We start from the raw sequence: 17265 nt of genomic DNA on the forward strand, positions 1-17265 counted from the left end.
GCTGGGGCGGTCTGTAACTGAAACCAGCGCTAAACATAGATTTCACCGCAACTACGGCCCCTGATGTATGGACATTGGGGGCCGTTTTGCTGCCCGCCATAGCGATTGCTGTTGCGATATGGGGTGTTATGTCTCAGCGAGCAATCGCTAGGCGCAAGGCGACAATGGAGCACCTCGCGATCGACAATGTCGACAGCGATATGATTGACGCTCGAACTAAATTCATCAAATTGGCGAAGGCCCCTGGCGGGTTGGCCAAATATGCCGAAAACGACCAAGAGCATTCGGAAGAGCTAGAAGCAATACGCTTGATTCTGAATGATTTCGAACTCGTCTCAACCGCCATTCAATTCGGCATCATGGATTTTGATTTTTACAAGATGCAAAGTGCCGGAACGGTTTCCCGATATTGGGAGTGCGCCGCCCCCTTCATTCATGCGCTGAGGCAGCGGACGGGTCGTAAATCACTTTACCAAGAGTTTGAGGTACTGGCGGGGTGGATCGACCGCAATAACCGACCACCTAGCCGCAAGATTTGGCTCAAGAAGCTATTTTAGACGCTCCTTTGGGTGTTTGAAGTCTTTGCGCCGCACCAGCTCCCCAAGCCTCTCCTCAAAGCGCTTTTCGTCGTCGTCGCACTCAAGTTCGCGCGCCGCTTCCTTGAATTTCTCAACTTGCCTTTTCTCGCGCTCAGTCACGTGCTCGACCCCCGACAAGATCGCCGATAAATTTTTCATATTCATGGTGGCGGTCCTCAAAATCCGAGACGCGATCTGAGGCAACAGTCTCTGCTGGTTCTGAGGGCTTGGCGGAAGGCTTGAAAGACTGGTTTGGATACCATTCCTTGAGCCCCCAAGTTCCGCGCCCTACTCGCACTACGTCACCAACCTGATTGAAGCGGCGCGTCATTACCGAACCCACGGTATTCACGGGGTCTGCTGACTTCATGACAAGCCCGCCAGCAGCCAGCTCCTTCGCGATCTCTTTATTCCCCATCTTTCGATTGCGCGCGACCAAAAGCTTCTTCGCCGCATCGACAATGGACATGCCAAGGAAGGGCTCGCCATCAGCTGCGACATCTACGGGAGTCGCGTCCGGCAGCCCTGAATCCGATGAAGCAGCAGATACATCTGCCAGGTTGAGGCCGCTCATAGCCTCAAGAACCTTGATCGTATTGTCAATCTCGGCGCGCTTCCGCCGCAAATCCGCAAGGGCTGCAGCATAAGGGTTTGTGGATTGATTTTCGGTAGCCATTTCTTGACTGCTCCAACCTATATGGTAATAGGAGAGCCGTCCCCGCATCGCGGGGATACGAGGACGGCGATGCCGGACCTATAGTCTGACATCAGGGCTCTGTAGGCCCCTCAGCTATCTCCTAATCGTCATCTTCTTAACCCCCGTTAGTCTTGGCCTACGAACCGGCTGATGGAACCCAACGCCTCGGACTAGACCTCCGAGGCGTTGCTATATCGGCTGACCATGACACGAGAGTCAAGCGCTGATACCGACAAAACACACAGGCTGTGTGGATTCTCGGGGGAAACCGCTGTTCGAACGATGTTCTCCGCAGAATGTGCGGAATTACGTGCGTTACGAGTTTTGTGACCTGCGCGATAACGTTGTCACATGCGGTAGTTAATTTGCATCGCGCTACGATTCTTCGATGCTTAGTGCGCCAGCGTTGATTGTTGCGACGGTGTTTGAGCCGCTTCGCTTCGCGCTTAGTTGATTGTGTCAGGCCTTGCGTAGGTAAGGCGCTTGCCAACGATGCCTTCCATCGCGCGTACCGCGCGCCCCCTGTCGTCAATGCCGTTAGCGGTGCGGGTGTTGTAGCGAAACTCGTACTCGGCAAGGTAGCGGTGCAAGTGATGCTCTGCACAATGCTGGTATACGCCGCGCATACCGCGCTTGAAGATCGAGAACGCGCCTTCAACCGTATTGGTGTGAATGGTGCGGTCGTTTAGATCGACGTACTGGTTCGCGGCATGGGTAGTGGTACCGTGCTCTGCGAAGTCGCGGCCGATCTTGCGGTACATCTTGGCTTCGTCCGTCATGAGTCGGGCTTCACGGCTGATGTTGGCGAGCACGATAGGGTGAATGTCCGTTGCGCTGGTGTTGGCAACGTGGAACCACTTGCTCTGGCCGCTTTCGCGGTCAACCAGTGCGACAACAGCGCGCTTGTGAGCGGTGCCGCGACGGGTAGCTACGCCGCCCTTGAAGCCGATGTAGGTTTCATCGACCTCTACAGCGCCGCCATTGCTACCGAACGGCTGCGCAAGGTCGCCAGAGCGCATTGCTTCGCGGATACGGTGAGCAAGGAACCACGCGCTCTTGTAAGTGATTTCGAGAACGCGGTGCAGCTGGTGGGCGCTGATGCCCTTCTTGCTGGACACGATAAGGTGAACAGCCTGGAGCATCTTGGTTAGGGGCAGGCGGGCGTGTTCAAACACGGTGCCAACCTTGACGGTGAACTGCTTGCGGCACTCGCCACACTTCTTGAGGCCGTGGCGGACCTTGCCCTTGGGATGCTTCTTGGAGGGCTTCGTGCGAACGCCGCTTAGATCGTACACGCGGCCACCGACCACGCCGCAATGAGGGCAGGTTACTCCGTTCGCCCAAACGATGCTCTCAAGGTATTCATATGCCTTGGCTTCGTCGTGGAAATGGGGGCTGGAAAGTACCGACATTCTTCATTGCTCCTTACCCTTTTGGTTATAGGGCAGAAGCGTGGGTTTGTAAAGTATACAATCGCCTTTGTCTAACCAAACAGTGTCACAATGTCAATCAAAAAGTGCCAAATAGGTTAATCGTTGGCGATTGCCAACGGCGTCGAGGTTTTCTAGACGCTGCGAACGCCGCCTCGTCGTGAGGGGCGCGGCCTGACGGCCGCAATCTTGGACGGTGGGGATCGCACCCGATGCTGCGCAGCCTGTACAATTGGACGATGGACAAGGCCGCCCATCCGCACGCGGTGGGTTGGCTCGCGCTGTTCTGCTTCATCGAGGCGAGTTTCTTTCCCATTCCCCCGCACCCGCTGCTGGGCCTGATGTGCCTTGCCGAACCCAGGAAGGCGCTGCGTTTTGCAACCATCGCCACGCTGGCTTCGGTGCTGGGTGCGTTGCTCGGTTACGCAATCGGTTGGGGGCTGTACGATACGGTCGGCAAGCAGGTGATCGACTTGCTGGGCCTGACCACCAGTTTCCCCGCCGCGCAATGCACGTTCGAGGAATATGGGATCGCGGCGGTGATCTTCGCCGCGGCAACGCCCGTTCCGTTCAAACTGCTGACCATCACCGCGGGTTTCATGGAAATGCCGTTGGTGCCCTTCATCCTCGCCAGTCTCGTCGGACGCGCGCTCATTTTCATGACGGTGGGCATCCTGTTCCGCATGTTCGGCGCTCCGATCAAGCGCGTGATCGACAAGTATCTGGGCGCGGTAACGACCGCGTTCGTGGTGTTGGTGATCGGCGGCTTCCTTGCGCTCACCCAGCTGGGCGGGGGCGACGCCGATGAACCGGCCAGCTGTGCCGCGGTTCAGGAAGACGCACGGCCCGGATAGGTTCAGGCCAGCGCAAACCGGGCGATGGCCTGCTGGTCGGGGACATGCAGCTTGCCATAACCGCGCCGCACAAGCCCCAACCGTTCGAGTTCGCGCAAGGTCGCGTTGGCTGTCGCGCGGGGGATGCCCATCAGTTCGGCCAGTTCCTGCTGCGTGATGGCCAGCGCGTTGGTGCCAGATCCTTCGCGCGCCATATTCGCGATCAAGCCCGCCATGCGCGCCGGGTTGTTGCCCTGCCTCAACCCCGTCACGAGGGTGAGCAGTTCCTGTATCTGGTGGGACAACGCCCCCAGAAGGGCGCGGTTCGAAGCGGGATGAGCATCCAGCGCCTCAAGAAACGGGCCGCCGGGGATGAAGCGCAACCGGCTTTGCCCCCGCGAAATCGCGTCGACCACCCGGGGCCGCGCCGCGAACAGCGCCAGTTCGCCGTACGAATCGCCAGGACCGAGAACCGCCACAGCGCGGAAGTCCCCGTCGGCGAGAAACTGGCCGACGCGCACCACGCCTTCCTCGATCAGCCAGAACCCGTCGGCCTCGTCGCCCCGAAACTGGATCATCTGGCCATCGGCAAACACGCGGGCCGGATACCGGCCGCGCAGGATTGCCTGCAGCTCCGGTTCCAGCGCGCCGAACAGCATGGGTGCGCCCAGCGATCGGTAAAGCGGCAGAGAATGTAAAAAATTGGACATTTGTAGTGATTGATATCGGCTAAGCGGCGTCTCGACAAGGAGAGAACCCATGCCCGCATCGACCATCGCCATTGTCGGCATCTACCTCGGCTTCGCGCTGCTGGAACTGTGGCGTTCGAGCCTGTTCAGCAAGAACGAGCAGGTCCGCGACGACGGGATCGTCGAAGCGGTGAGCATGGTCGTGCTGCTCGGCTTTACCCAGCCCGCCGTGCTGTTCACCTCGGCCACGCTTGCCGGACTGGTCGCCCCGCAGTGGGCGGGTGCGTTGGCGGACCTGAACGTGTTCGCGGCGCTTGCGATGTTCCTGCTGCTGGACGACATGCTGCAATACTGGTGGCACCGCGCCAGCCACACCTTTCCGTGGCTCTACAATCTCCACCGCGCCCATCACAACGCGCGCTACATGAGCGTACGGCTCGTCTACCGGAACAACATCATCTATTATGCGATGATGCCCAGCCTGTGGATGTCGGGCGTGCTGATCTACCTCGGTCTTGGCTGGGTTTATGCGGGCTACATCGTGGTGAAGCTGCTGGTTATTACCGGCGCCCATTCGGACGTGGCCTGGGACAAGCCGCTCTATCGTATCAAGTGGCTGTCGCCGGTGATGTGGGTTGTCGAACGCACCATTTCGACCCCGGCCACACACCATGCCCATCATGGTCGCCATGCCGACGATCCGGCAGTCCACTACAAGGGAAATTACGGAAACCTGCTGTTTTTCTGGGACGTGCTTTTCGGCACGGCACGGATCACGCGCAGCTTCCCGCAAAGCTACGGGGTGGAAAACCTCGCGCCCGCGTCGCTGGGCCAGCAGCTGCTGTGGCCGCTGTTTCCCGAAAACAGGATCGTCGAAGAACCAGTTGGAGAGGGGACGGCCGCAAAGGTCGCCTGATGGGGTGCGCTGGCCGGGCCGGAAACAGCCCGGCCAGCGCCTTCCCGCCAATCAGATGATGCCCACAGCCTTGCCGGCAGTTTCGAAGATCTGGAGAATCTTCACGACTTCCTCTTCGGAATGTTCGGCGCACAGCGAACAGCGCAGAAGCGTCATGTTCGCAGGCGTCGCCGGAGGCCGCGCCAGGTTGACGTACAGCCCGCCCTGGATCAGCGCTTCCCACATCGCCGCACCCTTTTCGAGGTCGGGCATGATAACCGCGATGATCGCGCTTTGCGGTTCATCGGTGCCCAGCTGGAAGCCAAGGCCTTTCAGGCCCTTGTGAAGGTTGCGGGAATTTTCCCACAGATGGGCGCGCTTGTCCGAACCGTGCATCAGCTTGCGGATGCTGGTTTCCGCCGTGGCGACCACGCTGGGCGGCAGCGACGCGGTGAACACGTAGGGGCGGCAGACCAGGCGCAGGATTTCGAATTTGGGATGGTTCGAAACGCAGAAGCCCCCGACGGTGCCCACGCTTTTGGAAAAGGTGCCGATAATGAAATCGACATCGTCCAGCACGCCTGCGTCTTCCACCACGCCGCGTCCGTTCTCGCCGATGAAGCCCATCGAATGCGCTTCGTCGACCAGCACCATCGCGCCATATTTCTTGGCGATGGCGACCATTTCCTTGAGCGGAGCGACATCGCCCAGCATCGAATAGACGCCTTCCAGGATGACCAGTTTCCCGGCACCTTCCGGGATGCGGCGAAGGCGCTTTTCCATCGCCTCGATATCGTTGTGCTTGAACGGCACGACTTCCGCGTTGCCCAGGGCGCAGCCGTCCCAGATGCTGGCGTGGCTGTCGATGTCGAGGATGATGTAGTCACCCTTGCCCGCGATGGTGGAGATGATCCCCAGATTGGCCTGATAGCCGGTCGAGAAGACCATGGCGTGGTCCATGCCGTAGAAGTCCATGAGCGCCTGCTCGACTTCCTTGTGGCCCTGGTACGTGCCGTTGAGAACGCGGCTGCCGGTTGTGCCCGCACCGAAATCGGCCAGTGCCTGCTTGCCGGCCTCGACCACATCGGGATCGAAGGTCATGCCCATGTAATTGTAGGTGCCGAGCAGGATCGTTTCGCGGCCGTTGCAGATCGCGCGGGTCGGGCTGAGCACCTTTTCCATGACCAGGTTGAACGGATCTTCGACGCCGCTGGCCAACAGGCCTTCCCGCATGGCGATGATGTCGTCGAATTTGGAGAACAGGTCCTTGCCCGCTCCGTCCATGGCAACCGGCTGGTCCGGCTGGCTGATACCTTCGCTCATCAGTCGGCCTGCAGCTTGGCCACGGCGTCGACGAGCTGGCCGTAGTTTTCGATCTCGGCCTGCTGGTTCATGGTGATGATGATATCGAACTCGTCCTCGATTTCGGCGACGAAATCCATCACCGTCAGGCTATCGAATTCGAGATCGTTGGCAAATGTCGTACCGTCTGCGATCGCGACGCCCTTCTTGTTGAAGGGCTCGATCAGCGAACGGATGGTTGTGTCGACTTCGGCGCGGTCCATGGCGGGGCGTTCCAATCCTTGTAACGGCACGGACGGTGGATGCCGTGCATGAATGGGCGGCAAAGCGGTCAATGGGTGCGCTTGTCAAGCTTGGGTCGCAGTGGCACCTTGGCTCAATGGTCGCAAATACCTGTTCCAGCGGGGGAAAACGGATGGGCGATTCGAAAATTACGAAGCCGGCGTCGGGCACGGGATCGGGCAGCGGCGGGGAGCGACCGAAGAAAACCTATTCGAACAACGCGATCCACCTGATGCGAACCGCGCAGATGAGCACGCTCAAGCTGTCCCAGATGGCGGACCAGAAGGCATCGATCCTGCTGGGCGCGACGTTTCTGGTGTTTTCGCTTTCCGTCAGCCGCGCCCTGACCGGACAGATGCCGGTATCGCTGATGATCCTGGCCAGCTTCTCCTTCACCAGTTCGCTGTGTGCGGTGATGGCGGTCTTGCCCAAGGTCGGGCGGCCAGACGGCAAGGCAGCCAATTCCAACCTCCTGTTCTTCGGGCACTTCACCTGGATGGACGAGGAAGAATGGCAGGACAAGCTGCTCGAGAAGCTGGAGACCGACGAAGCCGTTTTCCGCGCGATGGCGCACGACATGTACCAGAACGGCCAGGTGCTGGCTGGCAAGAAATACCGCTTCCTCGCGCTTGCCTACAAGATTTTCATGGCCGGGCTGTTCGTCACGCTCGGCGTGTTCCTGTTCGAAATGTACGCGGCCTAGCCGGGGAGCAGCGCGCGCACCGCCGCCATGAACGGCCCGATCGAAACCGGCTTGGCGAGGTAATCGGCCGCGCCCGCTTCGCGGATGCGTTCCTCGTCGCCCTTGCCGGCATAGGCGGTCACGGCCAGCACCGGGATGCCGGCCAGTTCAGGATCGGCTTTCAACAGCGCAATCAGGTCAACCCCGCTGACATTGGGCAGCTGAATGTCCATTATGATCAGGTCGGGCGCGAATCGCTTTGCCGTAGCAAGCACGTTCTGGCCGTCGGCCACGGGCACGACTTCAAAGCCGTTTGCCTTCAGCACGTCGCAGAACAGTTTCCGGTTGAGATCGTTGTCCTCGACAACGAGGATTCTCTTTGCCACGTGCGGGCCTCCTTGGCTCATGCGATGGCGCCATATTGAAAACGAAGGGAAGTGACAATTATTCGCGAAACTTCGCCAACCGGGTCTGATACCCGTCCGCCCGAAGTGCTGGCGCTCGAAGCGCTGGGGTGGGCGCTGGCCGACGAGCGCCGCGCGGAACGCCTGTTGTCGCTGACCGGCCTCACGCCGGAACGCCTTCGCCACGGGATCGAGGACCGCGGGGTCCAGGGTGCCGTGCTGGAATTTCTCGCCAATCACGAACCCGATCTCGTTCTTGCCGCCGATGCGCTGGGCACCACGCCCGAAGCGCTCGTCTCCGCCCACAAGGAGCTTGCCCGATGAGCCGCCCGCTGATCGTATCCGATTGCGATGAAGTTCTGTTGTACATGGTTTCGCCGTTCCGGGACTGGTTGGGCGAACAGCATGGCGTCGAATTCCGCATGGAGGGCAATGATTTCGCCAACGCGCTTCGTTGGCAGGAAAGCGGCGAAGTGCTGGCACCGGAAGAAATCTGGCGCATGCTGGGCGGATTCTTCGACACCGAAATGCATCGCCAGTCGCCGATTCCCGGCGCGATCGAGGGCATCAACACGCTGGCCGATCATGCCGATGTCGTCATTCTCACCAACCTTGTCGACAAGCGACAGGAGATGCGCACCCGCCAGCTGGCCGATCACGGCCTTCACGCGCGCGTCTTCACCAACCAGGGTCCCAAGGGGCCGGCGCTGCAAGCCATTCTGGACGAATACAATCCAAGCCAGGCGATCTTCATCGACGATCTGGCCCAACATCACCGGTCCGCCCGGGAAACCATCGGCGGGATCACCACGCTGCACCTTTGCGGCGAACCCATGCTCGCTCCGCACATCGATTGCGCCCACAAATCGGGCCACGCCGACGCCCGCATCGACCGTTGGGACGAAGCGTTGCCGTGGCTGATGGGCAAACTTGAAAAGGAAACCACATGAACGTTGCCTACCGACTGCAGGAACTGGGAATCGAACTCCCCCATGCGGCTGCGCCTGTCGCCAGCTACCAGCCGGTGGTGGTGGACGGCCACACCGCGTACGTTTCGGGCCAGCTACCCTTTGTCGACGGCAAGCTGGTGACCGGCAAGCTGGGCGATGACGTGACGCTCGAGCAGGGTCAGGAAGCGGCGCGGGCCTGCGGGCTCATGATCCTGGCTCAGCTCCAGTCGGCGCGGCTTCTGGAACGCGTGGCGCATTTCGTGAAACTGGGCGGCTTCGTCGCGTCGACTCCCGATTTCACCGATCAGCCCAAGGTCGCCAACGGCGCTTCGGATCTGATGGTCGAAATCTTCGGCGACGCTGGCAAACATGCACGCAGCGCCGTGGGTGTGCCGGTGCTTCCGCTCAACGCTGCTGTAGAGGTCGATGCGATCATTGCTCTCAAGGCTTGACCGGCATCTCGCTCCGCCACCGGACCCCGCGCGGGTTCGTTGGCTGGGCGAATGGACCTACGCCCATCGGGGCCTGCACTCCGATGGTGTGCCCGAAAATTCGCTCGCCGCGTTCGCCGGCGCGATCGAGCGGGGTTTCGGGATCGAGTGCGATATCCAGCGCAGCCGTGACGACGCGGCCATGCTGGTCCACGATTGGGAACTGGATCGGCTGACCGGGGTCCGCGGGCCGACATCGGGCTATTCGGCCGAAGAACTGGCGCAGATCGCTTTTCTCGATTCCGAACACAAGCTGGCCCGGCTGGACGATCTGCTCGCGCTTGTCGAAGGCAAGGTACCGATCCTGATCGAGATCAAGTCGCGCCGCGGATACGATGTCGCCCAAAGCTGCCGCGCGGTGCGGGATTCGCTCGGGTCCTATGCGGGCCTGCACGCGGTGATGAGTTTCGATCCGCGTGTATCGGCATGGTTCCGCCGGAATTCGCCCGAAACGGTGCGCGGCCTGGTGATGCGCGAAGACGAACACGGTTACACGCAAAAGCCATGGCAGCGGCATGCCGCGCTGTGGGCCGCGCGTCCGGATTTTCTTGCCTATCATATCGCCGCCTTGCCGAACGCGATGGTCGCGTCCTTGCGGCAGGCGGGGATGCCGGTGACCAGCTGGACGGTAAATTCGCCCGAACTGCTGGAGCGGGCACGCCAGTATGCCGATGCGCCGATTGCAGAAGGCGCCGGCATCGTATGAGCGAAGCCGATCTGACTGCACGGGTTGGCGGTTCGGTCAGCGCTTTCGACCGCAGCGAATGGAACGCGCTGGCCGGTTCGGAAAACCCCTTCGTCAGCCACGAATTCCTGACGGCGCTGGAAGAATCCGGCAGCGTCGGGGCGGGAACCGGCTGGCAGTCGGTTCCGATCGTCCTCGGCACGGAAGGCGGCCCGTTGCTGGCGGCGATGCCCGCCTATCTCAAGAGCCACAGCCAGGGCGAATACGTCTTCGACCACAGCTGGGCCGATGCCTACGAACGGGCAGGCGGGCGCTATTACCCCAAATTGCAGATCGCGGCCCCGTTCACCCCCGCCACCGGCCCGCGCCTGCTGCTATCGGACGATGCCTTTGCCGCGCCGTTGCTGTCGGCGGCCGAACAATTGTGCACCCAGAACGGGTTTTCGTCCGCCCACGCGACCTTCATCGAACCTGGACAACAGCGATTGTTCGACGACGCCGGCTGGCTTTTGCGTTCGGATATCCAGTTTCACTGGCGCAACCGCGGCCTCGACAGCTTTGATCAGTTTCTCGCCACTCTTGCCTCGCGCAAGCGCAAGGACCTGCGCAAGGAACGTGCCGCGGCACAAGCCGATGTGGAAATCGTGCGGCTTCGCGGCGGCGATATACGGCCCGAACATTGGGATGCCTTCTGGCATTTCTACCAGGACACCGGGGCCCGGAAGTGGGGGCAGCCCTATCTGACGCGCGAAGCGTTCGACCTGTTTGGCGAACGTATGGGGGACGCGATCCTGCTGATCCTGGCCTTGCAGGATGGCGCGCCGATCGCGGGCGCGCTGAACTTTATCGGCGCGGATGCCATCTACGGCCGTTATTGGGGCTGCACGCGCGACGTGCGCTTCCTGCATTTCGAATTGTGTTATTACCAGGCCATCGACGTGGCGATCGAACTGGGTCTTTCCCGCGTCGAGGCCGGGGCCCAGGGCGGGCACAAGCTGGCGCGCGGGTATGAGCCTGTCGAAACCGTGTCGGCGCACTGGATCGCCGATCCGGGTTTTCGTGAAGCGGTGGCCGAATTTCTCGAGCGCGAACGCGCTGGCGTGGCCGCCGATCGCAATTACCTGAGCAACAGGACCCCGTTCAGGAAGGGGTAGTGCGTCAGGCTGCCTTGCGGTGGCCCTCGATCAGCCATTCGCGAGCGCGGCGCTGAGCTTCTGCGATTTCGCGGGCTGTCATTTCTTCCGAAACATCGGCGCGGCACCAGGCGGCTTCTTCATGACCCTTGGACGCGGCAATGTTGAACCACTTGTGGGCTTCGATCATGTCGCTGTTCGTGCCGTGGCTGCCGGTCGAAAACGCGACCCCGAGATCATAGAGCGCGTCGATGCTGCCATTGGAATAGGCTGCAAGACATTCTGCGATCAGTGCCTGGGCCGCTTTGCCCTGGACGACCTTGCCTGCGCCACCTTCGATACCGGTAAGTGCCATTGTATTTCCCCCGTTGTTCCCGGCATCCCCTTGCCGGTGAACAAAGAGGTCGCCTTTTATGGTCAATAAAAGGTTAACGCGGGGCCGGATTAATTTATCGGTCAGCCTGGAATCGGTCCCCGCTGCAACGGTTGTGTAGGAAACAATTCGCTGACTGGATTGGCGCTTGTATGCGCTTGGGGCCTTCCGTATAGGGCCGCCAATCAGGGCGAGGGAGTGCCGGAAAAATTCGGACTCGCGGGACGTGTTTGCCCTTTCGATTTGGGTTTTATGGGTGAGAGAGTCGAATGGCCTCAACGGCTTCAAGCGACATGGAAAAACTGGCAAAGGCCCGCGCTGCGGTCGGTGCTGACTACGTCCCCGGCGAAGACGAAGAGTATATGAGCGAACGTCAGCTCGATTACTTTCGCCTGCTTTTGCTGGATTGGAAAAAATCCATCCACGATGCTGCGGGCCAGACGCTCCAGTCTCTTCAGGATGGCCCGATCCGCGAACCGGACCTTAACGATCGCGCATCGTCGGAAACCGACTGGGGGATCGAACTGCGAACCCGCGATCGCCAGCGCAAGCTTATTTCCAAGATCGATTCCGCGCTGCGCCGGATCGATCAGGGCGAATACGGATATTGCGAAGTTACCGGCGATCCCATCGGCTTGAAGCGCCTCATCGCGCGCCCCGTGGCAACCATGACCGTCGAGGCACAGGAAGCGCATGAGCGCCGCGAGAAAATCTCGCGCGACGATTGATCGCGAAAATCCTTCCGCGAAATTTACCCTGAAATTTTACCGCATTTTCAGGCGGCGGCGTCAGGGTCTTTTCCTGAACGCCATTCCCTTTTGACGGAATGCGCCCGCGAAGAGGAGCTTGCGACCAGAATGTCTGCAGTGGATACCCGCAATGTATCGCGCGACAGCCTGTTCCTGTTTGCGGAACTGGTGGTCGACGGCCAGGCCGATGGCGCAAAGGTTAAGGTTCGCAACCTCTCGGCCGGGGGCATGATGGCCGAAGGCGCGCTTGCCACGGCGCGCGGCGATCGTGTCACGGTGACTTTGCGTAACGTCGGCAATGTAAGGGGTGTTGTCGCCTGGGTTCAGGGAAACCGGTTCGGTGTTGCGTTCGATACCGAAGTGGACCCCTTGCTTGCGCGCCCGGCGGTGAAGACCGGCGAAAGCGCGTCGCCGCGGTACACGCGCCCGATCGGTGTGGGCGGGAGCGGCCAGGGCATGCGCGCGATCTGACGAAAACCGCGGCTGACGGGGCACTGCTGTCCTGCTAGGCACGTTGCCATGCGATTGGCCGCCACCTTTTTTCTGCTCCTAACAACTGCCGCCTGCAGCGGCGGGATCGACGATGGTGTCGTCGACGTGGCCTTCATCGGCGAAACCGGCGATCTTGAAGCCGATGGCCTTCGGCTGGCCTATGCGGGGCAGCATTTGCGCGCGGCGCAGACACAGGGGCTGGTCCGGCTGGATGCAGGCGGGGCCGTGGTCCCCGCGATTGCCGAACGCTGGATCGTTACCGACGATGGTGCCAGCTACATCTTCCGCATTCGCGAATTCGATCTGCCCGACGGTACCCGCCTGACCGCGCAGGTGGTGCGCGACAGCCTGCGACGCACACTCCGGCGTCTGCAGGGAACCTCGCTCGGGCTCGATCTTGCCAAGGTGAACGATATCCGTGCGATGACCGGGCGGGTGGTCGAAATCCGGCTCGCCAGCCCGATGCCCGACCTGTTGCAACTTCTGGCACAGCCCGAACTCGGCCTTGCGCTGGACAAGACCAGTCTTGGCCCCATGGCGGCGACCGCGCAGGGCGATTCGTTCCTGCTCGATCCGATGCCACCCGAAGCGCGCGGGCTGCCGATGCAGCCCAATTGGGACGACGTGGTGACCACCGTGCGCGTGGATGCGGTGGACGCATCGGCCGCGACCGAAGGTTTCGCGCAAGGTCGGTTCGACATCGTCCTCGGTGGCCGGCTTTCCACCTTGCCGCTGGCGGATTCCGGGCCCCTGACGCGCGGCACTATCAGGCTCGATGCGGCGATGGGCCTGTTCGGGCTCGATGTCGTTCGCCCCACGGGGTTTCTCGCTACGCCTGAAAACCGGGAAGCGCTGGCGCTGGCGATAGACCGGAACAACCTGATGCAGGCGTTCAATATCGGCGGGTGGGTGCCCACCACGCGGATCGTGGCTGCCGGCCTCCCCGGGGATACGGGGACGGTGGGTGAACGCTGGGTAGATATCGGGATTGCCGATCGCCGTGCGCGGGCGTCCGCCCGCGTTGCCCAATGGCGCGCAGCCAACGGGGCGGCCCCCAATCTCGGCATCGCCTTGCCGGAAGGTCCGGGTTCGGATCTCCTGTTCGACGCACTTGCGCGCGATTTCGCGGCGATCGGCGTGGGGGTCCGGCGCGCCGGACCAGGAGAAACGGCGGACCTCATGCTGCGCGACAGGGTCGCCCGCTATGGCGCCGCGCGCTGGTTCCTCAACCAGTTCAACTGCCAGGTTTCGCGCAAGGTGTGTTCGACCGATGCGGATTACCTGGTCGCGCTTGGCGTCGATGCCAGCGACGCGGCGGAAGAGGCATCGCTTCTGGCGGAAGCGGAAACGACCTTGCTGGCCACCAACCTCTACATCCCTCTGGGTGCCCCGGTGCGCTGGTCGCTGGTGCGCGGAGACATCAACGGCTTTCTGGAGAACGGCTGGAACGTCCATCCCTTGTTCCCGCTTTCCAGAGCGCCCATCTAGGGTCCATGACCGAGCCGACCAATCGTGCGCGCCCCATGGGGCTGGATCTTCCAACCGGCACCGATCCGCTGTCCATTCGAAAGCGTATCGAGGCGATGGAGCAATTGCTGGAACGAAGCTTCGTTCTGCCGGGCACGAAATACCCCATCGGCCTCGACTCGATCATCGGCCTTGTGCCGGTCCTGGGCGATGTCGTGACAGCCGTGCTTGGCGCCTACATGGTCTGGGAAGCGCGCAATCTGGGGCTGCCGAAGTGGAAGCTCTGGCGCATGGCGGGCAATGTCGCTTTCGACAGCGCGCTGGGTGCCGTTCCCCTTGTCGGCGACGCGTTCGACTTCGTTTACCGGTCGAACACGCGCAACCTGAAAATCGTCAAGAAGCACCTCGACAAGCATCACCCCGCGACGCGCGGGATCGAGGGGTAGTTTCGCTCGCAACGAATGCGCGCTAGGGCATCTGCCATGGCGCAAAACGTTACCTACGGATCCTATCTCGATCTCGACCGCATCCTGTCGGCGCAGCATCCCACTTCGGACGCGCACGACGAGATGCTGTTCATCATCGTCCATCAGGCCAGCGAGCTCTGGCTCAAGTTGTGCATCCACGAACTGGTCGCGGCACGCGCCTGCATCATCGAAGACCGCCTGCGGCCTGCGTTCAAGATGCTGGCCCGCGTGGCGCGCGCGCAGGTCCAATTGATCCAGAGCTGGGATGTTCTGAGCACGATGACCCCGCATGATTATTCCACCATTCGCCCGCATCTTGGGGGCTCGTCCGGCTTCCAGTCGGCACAGTACCGGATGATGGAATTTCTGCTGGGCGGGCGTAAGCCGCAGATGGTCACGATGCACGATGCGACCCCGCAGGTGGCGGATGAACTGCGCGGCGAACTTGCCCGCAAGAGCATCTATGCCGAAACCGTGGCGCTGCTTGCCCGGCGCGGGTTTGCGATCACCGATGCCGTGCTGGATCGGCCGCTTGGCGAACCGTGGGACCATTCCCCCGAAGTCGAGGCGGCGTGGGCACAGATTTACCGCGATCCCAGGGAACATTGGGACCTGTACGAACTCGCCGAAAAGCTGGTGGACCTGGAATACCATTTCCAGCGGTGGCGGTTCGGACACCTGAAGACGGTGGAGCGTATCATCGGTTTCAAGACCGGAACGGGGGGAACACCCGGCGTGCCTTATCTTGCCGGCGTTCTGAAACAGGCCTTCTTCCCCGAATTGCTGAGCGTGAGGACCGCATTATGAGTTCGTGGCGTTCGCGGCGGCGGATTTGGGATATTTCCCAGACACTGCGCCCCGGTCTGCCCGTCTGGCCGGGCGATACCGCGTTCATGTTCGAGCGCAGCTGGCGGATGGAGGACGGATCGCCCGTCAACGTCGGCCGGATGACCATGAGCACGCATTCGGGAACGCACGGCGATGCGCCGCTGCATTACGCCGCCGACGCCGACGATATCGCCGCCGTCGAACTTGATCCGTATATCGGCGAATGCCTTGTGATCGACGCGACGCAGGTCGCCGGGGGCAGGATCGACGTCGGCGATCTGCCGCATATCGAAAGCGCGGATCGCGTGCTGTTCCGGACATTCGATGCCTTTCCGCACGATAAATGGGACAGCACTTTCACGGCCATATCTGCAGACGCCATCGCCTGGCTGGCCCTGCAAGGCGTCAAACTGGTGGGGACCGATGCCCCTTCCGTCGATCCGCAGGATTCCAAGACCATGGACGCCCACAAGGCCGTGCTGGCGCACGACATGCGGATTCTCGAAGGGTTGGTGCTCGATGGCGTTCCCGAAGGGCGATACGAACTGATAGCGTTGCCGTTGAAGATTGCCGGGGGCGATGCAGGCCTGTGCCGCGCCATACTGAGGGATCTGGTCGATGATTGAGCGCGCAAGAACACTCGATGTGGGCGATCCGCTGGCCCGATACCGGGACCGTTTCGACCTGCCCGAAGGGGTAATCTACCTTGACGGAAATTCGCTCGGTTGCCTGCCGCGCGAAACGCCCACGCGCCTTGCAAAGGTGGTTCGCGAAGAGTGGGGCCAGGACCTGATTCGCAGCTGGAACACCGCCGGCTGGATCGCCATGCCGCAGCGCGTCGGGGCGAAAATCGCGCCGATGATCGGGGCCAAATCCCACGAAGTGATCGTGTGCGACAGCGTGTCTGTGAACCTGTTCAAGCTGATATCCGCCGCGTTGCAGATGCGCCCCGGACGCAAGGCGGTGTTGAGCGAACCGGGGAATTTTCCGACCGATCTCTACATCATCGAAGGGCTTGAAAAACAGGGCCTTGCGACCCGGCGTCTGGCCCCGCGTGACGCGATCGCGGGGGCACTGGATGGCGATGTCGCGTTGCTGCTGCTGACCCATGCGCATTACAAGACCGGCGAACTGTTCGATATGCCGGCGCTGACCCGCGCGGCGCATGATGCCGGCGCGCTGGTCCTTTGGGATCTGTCGCATTCGGGCGGTGCTCTGCCCGTCGATCTGGGGGAATGCGGTGCCGATTTCGCAGTCGGGTGCGGGTACAAGTATTTCAACGGCGGACCGGGGGCGCCCGCCTATGCGTTCGTGGCCGAACGGCATCAGGATGCGTTGCAGCAACCGCTTACCGGATGGATGGGGCACCAGGCGCCGTTCGCCTTCAGCGACGATTACACACCGGCCCCTGGCGTCGATCGGCTGCTGTGCGGCACTCCGCCGATCCTGGGGGTCGCGGCGCTCGAAGTGGGCGTGGACCTGATCGCGGAAATCGGCATCGGACCCCTGCATTCCAAATCGCAGGCGCTGTCCGAATTCTTCCGCCAGTGCCTGCGGGAACGCGATGTCGCGCTCGACCTCGTCAGCCCTGCCGACCCCGCGCAGCGCGGCAGCCAGTTGTCCTTCCGCCACCCAGAAGCGTACGCCATTTGCCAGGCGCTGATCGCGCGCGGGGTGATCGGGGATTTCCGCGAACCGGACATCCTGCGGTTCGGATTTGCGCCCGCCTATCTGCGGTTCGAGGATATGGCCGAAGCCGCGCGGCATGTGGCAGAGGTGCTGGAAAGCGGCGAGTGGCGGCGCGATGAATTTCGCGAACGCTCTGCGGTCACCTAACC

General features: G+C 61.7%; 24 protein-coding genes. 16 read left to right on the top strand and 8 right to left on the bottom strand.

Annotation, left to right across the window (positions count from 1 at the left end):
- Nucleotides 1-86 precede the first annotated feature (86 nt).
- Nucleotides 87-557 (top strand): DUF4760 domain-containing protein, encoded by a 471-nt coding sequence (locus VR863_RS14080; RefSeq protein ID WP_324829291.1) that lies wholly within the window; start codon nucleotides 87-89, stop codon nucleotides 555-557.
- Here VR863_RS14080 and VR863_RS14085 read toward each other — a convergent pair.
- From VR863_RS14085 to VR863_RS14095, 3 genes are all read right to left on the bottom strand, one after another.
- The gene (locus VR863_RS14085; RefSeq protein WP_324829096.1) at nucleotides 549-698 is read right to left on the bottom strand and encodes a hypothetical protein; all 150 of its coding nucleotides are present in this window, start codon (nucleotides 696-698) and stop codon (nucleotides 549-551) included. The two genes, VR863_RS14080 and VR863_RS14085, sit on opposite strands and share 9 nt — an antisense overlap.
- Nucleotides 691-1254: a winged helix-turn-helix domain-containing protein gene (locus VR863_RS14090; protein ID WP_324829097.1), complete on the bottom strand. Its 564-nt coding sequence runs from the start codon at nucleotides 1252-1254 to the stop codon at nucleotides 691-693. Before VR863_RS14090 ends, VR863_RS14085 begins: the two co-directional genes overlap by 8 nt.
- 467 nt (nucleotides 1255-1721) lie before the next feature.
- Entirely contained in the window at nucleotides 1722-2687 is a 966-nt protein-coding gene (locus VR863_RS14095; protein WP_324829098.1) for an IS1595 family transposase, read from the bottom strand.
- A 230-nt stretch (nucleotides 2688-2917) separates the two neighbouring features.
- Between VR863_RS14095 and VR863_RS14100 the strand changes: the two genes are divergently transcribed.
- Nucleotides 2918-3559 carry a YqaA family protein gene (locus tag VR863_RS14100; RefSeq protein WP_324829099.1) on the top strand — a complete coding sequence of 214 codons (642 nt, stop codon included), beginning with the start codon at nucleotides 2918-2920 and terminating at the stop codon, nucleotides 3557-3559.
- A 2-nt stretch (nucleotides 3560-3561) separates the two neighbouring features.
- On the opposite strand, the gene VR863_RS14105 is transcribed toward VR863_RS14100, so the two are convergent.
- A complete protein-coding gene (locus VR863_RS14105; protein WP_324829100.1) occupies nucleotides 3562-4248 on the bottom strand; it encodes a Crp/Fnr family transcriptional regulator in 687 nt (228 codons plus the stop codon).
- Between the two features lie 49 nt (nucleotides 4249-4297).
- Between VR863_RS14105 and VR863_RS14110 the strand changes: the two genes are divergently transcribed.
- A complete protein-coding gene (locus VR863_RS14110) occupies nucleotides 4298-5143 on the top strand; it encodes a sterol desaturase family protein (protein WP_324829101.1) in 846 nt (281 codons plus the stop codon).
- 51 nt (nucleotides 5144-5194) lie between these two features.
- Here VR863_RS14110 and spt read toward each other — a convergent pair whose 3' ends face one another.
- Both spt and VR863_RS14120 read right to left on the bottom strand, forming a co-directional pair.
- Nucleotides 5195-6445: a serine palmitoyltransferase gene (gene spt, locus VR863_RS14115; RefSeq protein ID WP_324829102.1), complete on the bottom strand. Its 1251-nt coding sequence runs from the start codon at nucleotides 6443-6445 to the stop codon at nucleotides 5195-5197.
- Complete coding sequence (locus VR863_RS14120; protein WP_324829103.1) at nucleotides 6445-6687, bottom strand: acyl carrier protein; 243 nt, start codon at nucleotides 6685-6687, stop codon at nucleotides 6445-6447. The genes spt and VR863_RS14120 overlap by 1 nt, the downstream gene beginning before the upstream one ends.
- A 116-nt stretch (nucleotides 6688-6803) precedes the next feature.
- On the opposite strand from VR863_RS14120, the gene VR863_RS14125 reads away from it, so the two are divergent.
- Nucleotides 6804-7409: a Pycsar system effector family protein gene (locus VR863_RS14125; RefSeq protein ID WP_324829104.1), complete on the top strand. Its 606-nt coding sequence runs from the start codon at nucleotides 6804-6806 to the stop codon at nucleotides 7407-7409.
- Here VR863_RS14125 and VR863_RS14130 read toward each other — a convergent pair.
- Nucleotides 7406-7774: a response regulator gene (locus tag VR863_RS14130; RefSeq protein WP_324829105.1), complete on the bottom strand. Its 369-nt coding sequence runs from the start codon at nucleotides 7772-7774 to the stop codon at nucleotides 7406-7408. The genes VR863_RS14125 and VR863_RS14130 overlap by 4 nt on opposite strands.
- A gap of 51 nt (nucleotides 7775-7825) precedes the next feature.
- On the opposite strand from VR863_RS14130, the gene VR863_RS14135 reads away from it, so the two are divergent.
- Genes VR863_RS14135 through VR863_RS14155 form a run of 5 tightly spaced genes read left to right on the top strand, consistent with a single transcriptional unit; the run spans nucleotide 7826 to nucleotide 11072 of the window.
- Nucleotides 7826-8116 carry a DUF3572 domain-containing protein gene (locus VR863_RS14135; protein ID WP_324829106.1) on the top strand — a complete coding sequence of 97 codons (291 nt, stop codon included), beginning with the start codon at nucleotides 7826-7828 and terminating at the stop codon, nucleotides 8114-8116.
- A complete protein-coding gene (locus VR863_RS14140; RefSeq protein ID WP_324829107.1) occupies nucleotides 8113-8742 on the top strand; it encodes an HAD family hydrolase in 630 nt (209 codons plus the stop codon). Before VR863_RS14135 ends, VR863_RS14140 begins: the two co-directional genes overlap by 4 nt.
- Nucleotides 8739-9194, top strand: a complete 456-nt coding sequence (locus tag VR863_RS14145; protein WP_324829108.1) for a RidA family protein — start codon at nucleotides 8739-8741, stop codon at nucleotides 9192-9194. Before VR863_RS14140 ends, VR863_RS14145 begins: the two co-directional genes overlap by 4 nt.
- A complete protein-coding gene (locus VR863_RS14150) occupies nucleotides 9178-9939 on the top strand; it encodes a glycerophosphodiester phosphodiesterase family protein (protein WP_434784999.1) in 762 nt (253 codons plus the stop codon). The genes VR863_RS14145 and VR863_RS14150 overlap by 17 nt, the downstream gene beginning before the upstream one ends.
- Nucleotides 9936-11072, top strand: a complete 1137-nt coding sequence (locus VR863_RS14155; RefSeq protein ID WP_324829110.1) for a GNAT family N-acetyltransferase — start codon at nucleotides 9936-9938, stop codon at nucleotides 11070-11072. Before VR863_RS14150 ends, VR863_RS14155 begins: the two co-directional genes overlap by 4 nt.
- Nucleotides 11073-11076: 4 nt before the next feature.
- On the opposite strand, the gene VR863_RS14160 is transcribed toward VR863_RS14155, so the two are convergent.
- On the bottom strand, nucleotides 11077-11406 hold the full coding sequence (locus tag VR863_RS14160) for an SEL1-like repeat protein (RefSeq protein ID WP_324829111.1): 330 nt from the start codon (nucleotides 11404-11406) through the stop codon (nucleotides 11077-11079).
- Between the two features lie 287 nt (nucleotides 11407-11693).
- Here VR863_RS14160 and dksA point away from each other — a divergent pair, with 287 nt between their 5' ends.
- The 7 genes from dksA to kynU all read left to right on the top strand — a co-directional run bounded on the left by dksA (nucleotide 11694) and on the right by kynU (nucleotide 17263).
- On the top strand, nucleotides 11694-12152 hold the full coding sequence (gene dksA, locus VR863_RS14165) for an RNA polymerase-binding protein DksA (RefSeq protein WP_324829112.1): 459 nt from the start codon (nucleotides 11694-11696) through the stop codon (nucleotides 12150-12152).
- Nucleotides 12153-12281: 129 nt separating this feature from the next.
- A complete protein-coding gene (locus VR863_RS14170; RefSeq protein ID WP_324829113.1) occupies nucleotides 12282-12644 on the top strand; it encodes a PilZ domain-containing protein in 363 nt (120 codons plus the stop codon).
- Nucleotides 12645-12692: 48 nt separating this feature from the next.
- Complete coding sequence (locus VR863_RS14175; RefSeq protein ID WP_324829114.1) at nucleotides 12693-14153, top strand: ABC transporter substrate-binding protein; 1461 nt, start codon at nucleotides 12693-12695, stop codon at nucleotides 14151-14153.
- A 5-nt stretch (nucleotides 14154-14158) separates the two neighbouring features.
- Nucleotides 14159-14578, top strand: coding sequence for a DUF4112 domain-containing protein (locus VR863_RS14180; protein ID WP_324829115.1), 420 nt, complete (start codon nucleotides 14159-14161; stop codon nucleotides 14576-14578).
- A gap of 36 nt (nucleotides 14579-14614) precedes the next feature.
- Nucleotides 14615-15406, top strand: a complete 792-nt coding sequence (locus tag VR863_RS14185; protein ID WP_324829116.1) for a tryptophan 2,3-dioxygenase — start codon at nucleotides 14615-14617, stop codon at nucleotides 15404-15406.
- Complete coding sequence (gene kynB / locus VR863_RS14190; RefSeq protein ID WP_324829117.1) at nucleotides 15403-16053, top strand: arylformamidase; 651 nt, start codon at nucleotides 15403-15405, stop codon at nucleotides 16051-16053. The genes VR863_RS14185 and kynB overlap by 4 nt, the downstream gene beginning before the upstream one ends.
- On the top strand, nucleotides 16046-17263 hold the full coding sequence (gene kynU / locus VR863_RS14195) for a kynureninase (RefSeq protein WP_324829118.1): 1218 nt from the start codon (nucleotides 16046-16048) through the stop codon (nucleotides 17261-17263). Before kynB ends, kynU begins: the two co-directional genes overlap by 8 nt.
- Nucleotides 17264-17265: the final 2 nt, after the last annotated feature.

Source organism: Qipengyuania zhejiangensis (assembly GCF_035607565.1).
GTDB lineage: Bacteria > Pseudomonadota > Alphaproteobacteria > Sphingomonadales > Sphingomonadaceae > Qipengyuania > Qipengyuania zhejiangensis.

What these genes read in the sequence shown, in the direction of transcription:
- VR863_RS14155 (WP_324829110.1), top strand. Translation starts at nt 9,936, where the DNA reads ATGAGCGAAGCCGATCTGACTGCACGGGTTGGCGGTTCGGTCAGCGCT.
- kynU (WP_324829118.1), top strand. Translation starts at nt 16,046, where the DNA reads ATGATTGAGCGCGCAAGAACACTCGATGTGGGCGATCCGCTGGCCCGA.
- VR863_RS14090 (WP_324829097.1), bottom strand. Translation starts at nt 1,254, where the DNA reads ATGGCTACCGAAAATCAATCCACAAACCCTTATGCTGCAGCCCTTGCG.
- kynB (WP_324829117.1), top strand. Translation starts at nt 15,403, where the DNA reads ATGAGTTCGTGGCGTTCGCGGCGGCGGATTTGGGATATTTCCCAGACA.
- dksA (WP_324829112.1), top strand. Translation starts at nt 11,694, where the DNA reads ATGGCCTCAACGGCTTCAAGCGACATGGAAAAACTGGCAAAGGCCCGC.
- VR863_RS14175 (WP_324829114.1), top strand. Translation starts at nt 12,693, where the DNA reads ATGCGATTGGCCGCCACCTTTTTTCTGCTCCTAACAACTGCCGCCTGC.
- VR863_RS14160 (WP_324829111.1), bottom strand. Translation starts at nt 11,406, where the DNA reads ATGGCACTTACCGGTATCGAAGGTGGCGCAGGCAAGGTCGTCCAGGGC.
- VR863_RS14140 (WP_324829107.1), top strand. Translation starts at nt 8,113, where the DNA reads ATGAGCCGCCCGCTGATCGTATCCGATTGCGATGAAGTTCTGTTGTAC.
- VR863_RS14125 (WP_324829104.1), top strand. Translation starts at nt 6,804, where the DNA reads ATGGTCGCAAATACCTGTTCCAGCGGGGGAAAACGGATGGGCGATTCG.
- VR863_RS14105 (WP_324829100.1), bottom strand. Translation starts at nt 4,248, where the DNA reads ATGTCCAATTTTTTACATTCTCTGCCGCTTTACCGATCGCTGGGCGCA.
- VR863_RS14100 (WP_324829099.1), top strand. Translation starts at nt 2,918, where the DNA reads ATGCTGCGCAGCCTGTACAATTGGACGATGGACAAGGCCGCCCATCCG.
- VR863_RS14180 (WP_324829115.1), top strand. Translation starts at nt 14,159, where the DNA reads ATGACCGAGCCGACCAATCGTGCGCGCCCCATGGGGCTGGATCTTCCA.
- VR863_RS14185 (WP_324829116.1), top strand. Translation starts at nt 14,615, where the DNA reads ATGGCGCAAAACGTTACCTACGGATCCTATCTCGATCTCGACCGCATC.
- VR863_RS14095 (WP_324829098.1), bottom strand. Translation starts at nt 2,687, where the DNA reads ATGTCGGTACTTTCCAGCCCCCATTTCCACGACGAAGCCAAGGCATAT.
- VR863_RS14110 (WP_324829101.1), top strand. Translation starts at nt 4,298, where the DNA reads ATGCCCGCATCGACCATCGCCATTGTCGGCATCTACCTCGGCTTCGCG.
- VR863_RS14145 (WP_324829108.1), top strand. Translation starts at nt 8,739, where the DNA reads ATGAACGTTGCCTACCGACTGCAGGAACTGGGAATCGAACTCCCCCAT.
- VR863_RS14120 (WP_324829103.1), bottom strand. Translation starts at nt 6,687, where the DNA reads ATGGACCGCGCCGAAGTCGACACAACCATCCGTTCGCTGATCGAGCCC.
- VR863_RS14170 (WP_324829113.1), top strand. Translation starts at nt 12,282, where the DNA reads ATGTCTGCAGTGGATACCCGCAATGTATCGCGCGACAGCCTGTTCCTG.
- spt (WP_324829102.1), bottom strand. Translation starts at nt 6,445, where the DNA reads ATGAGCGAAGGTATCAGCCAGCCGGACCAGCCGGTTGCCATGGACGGA.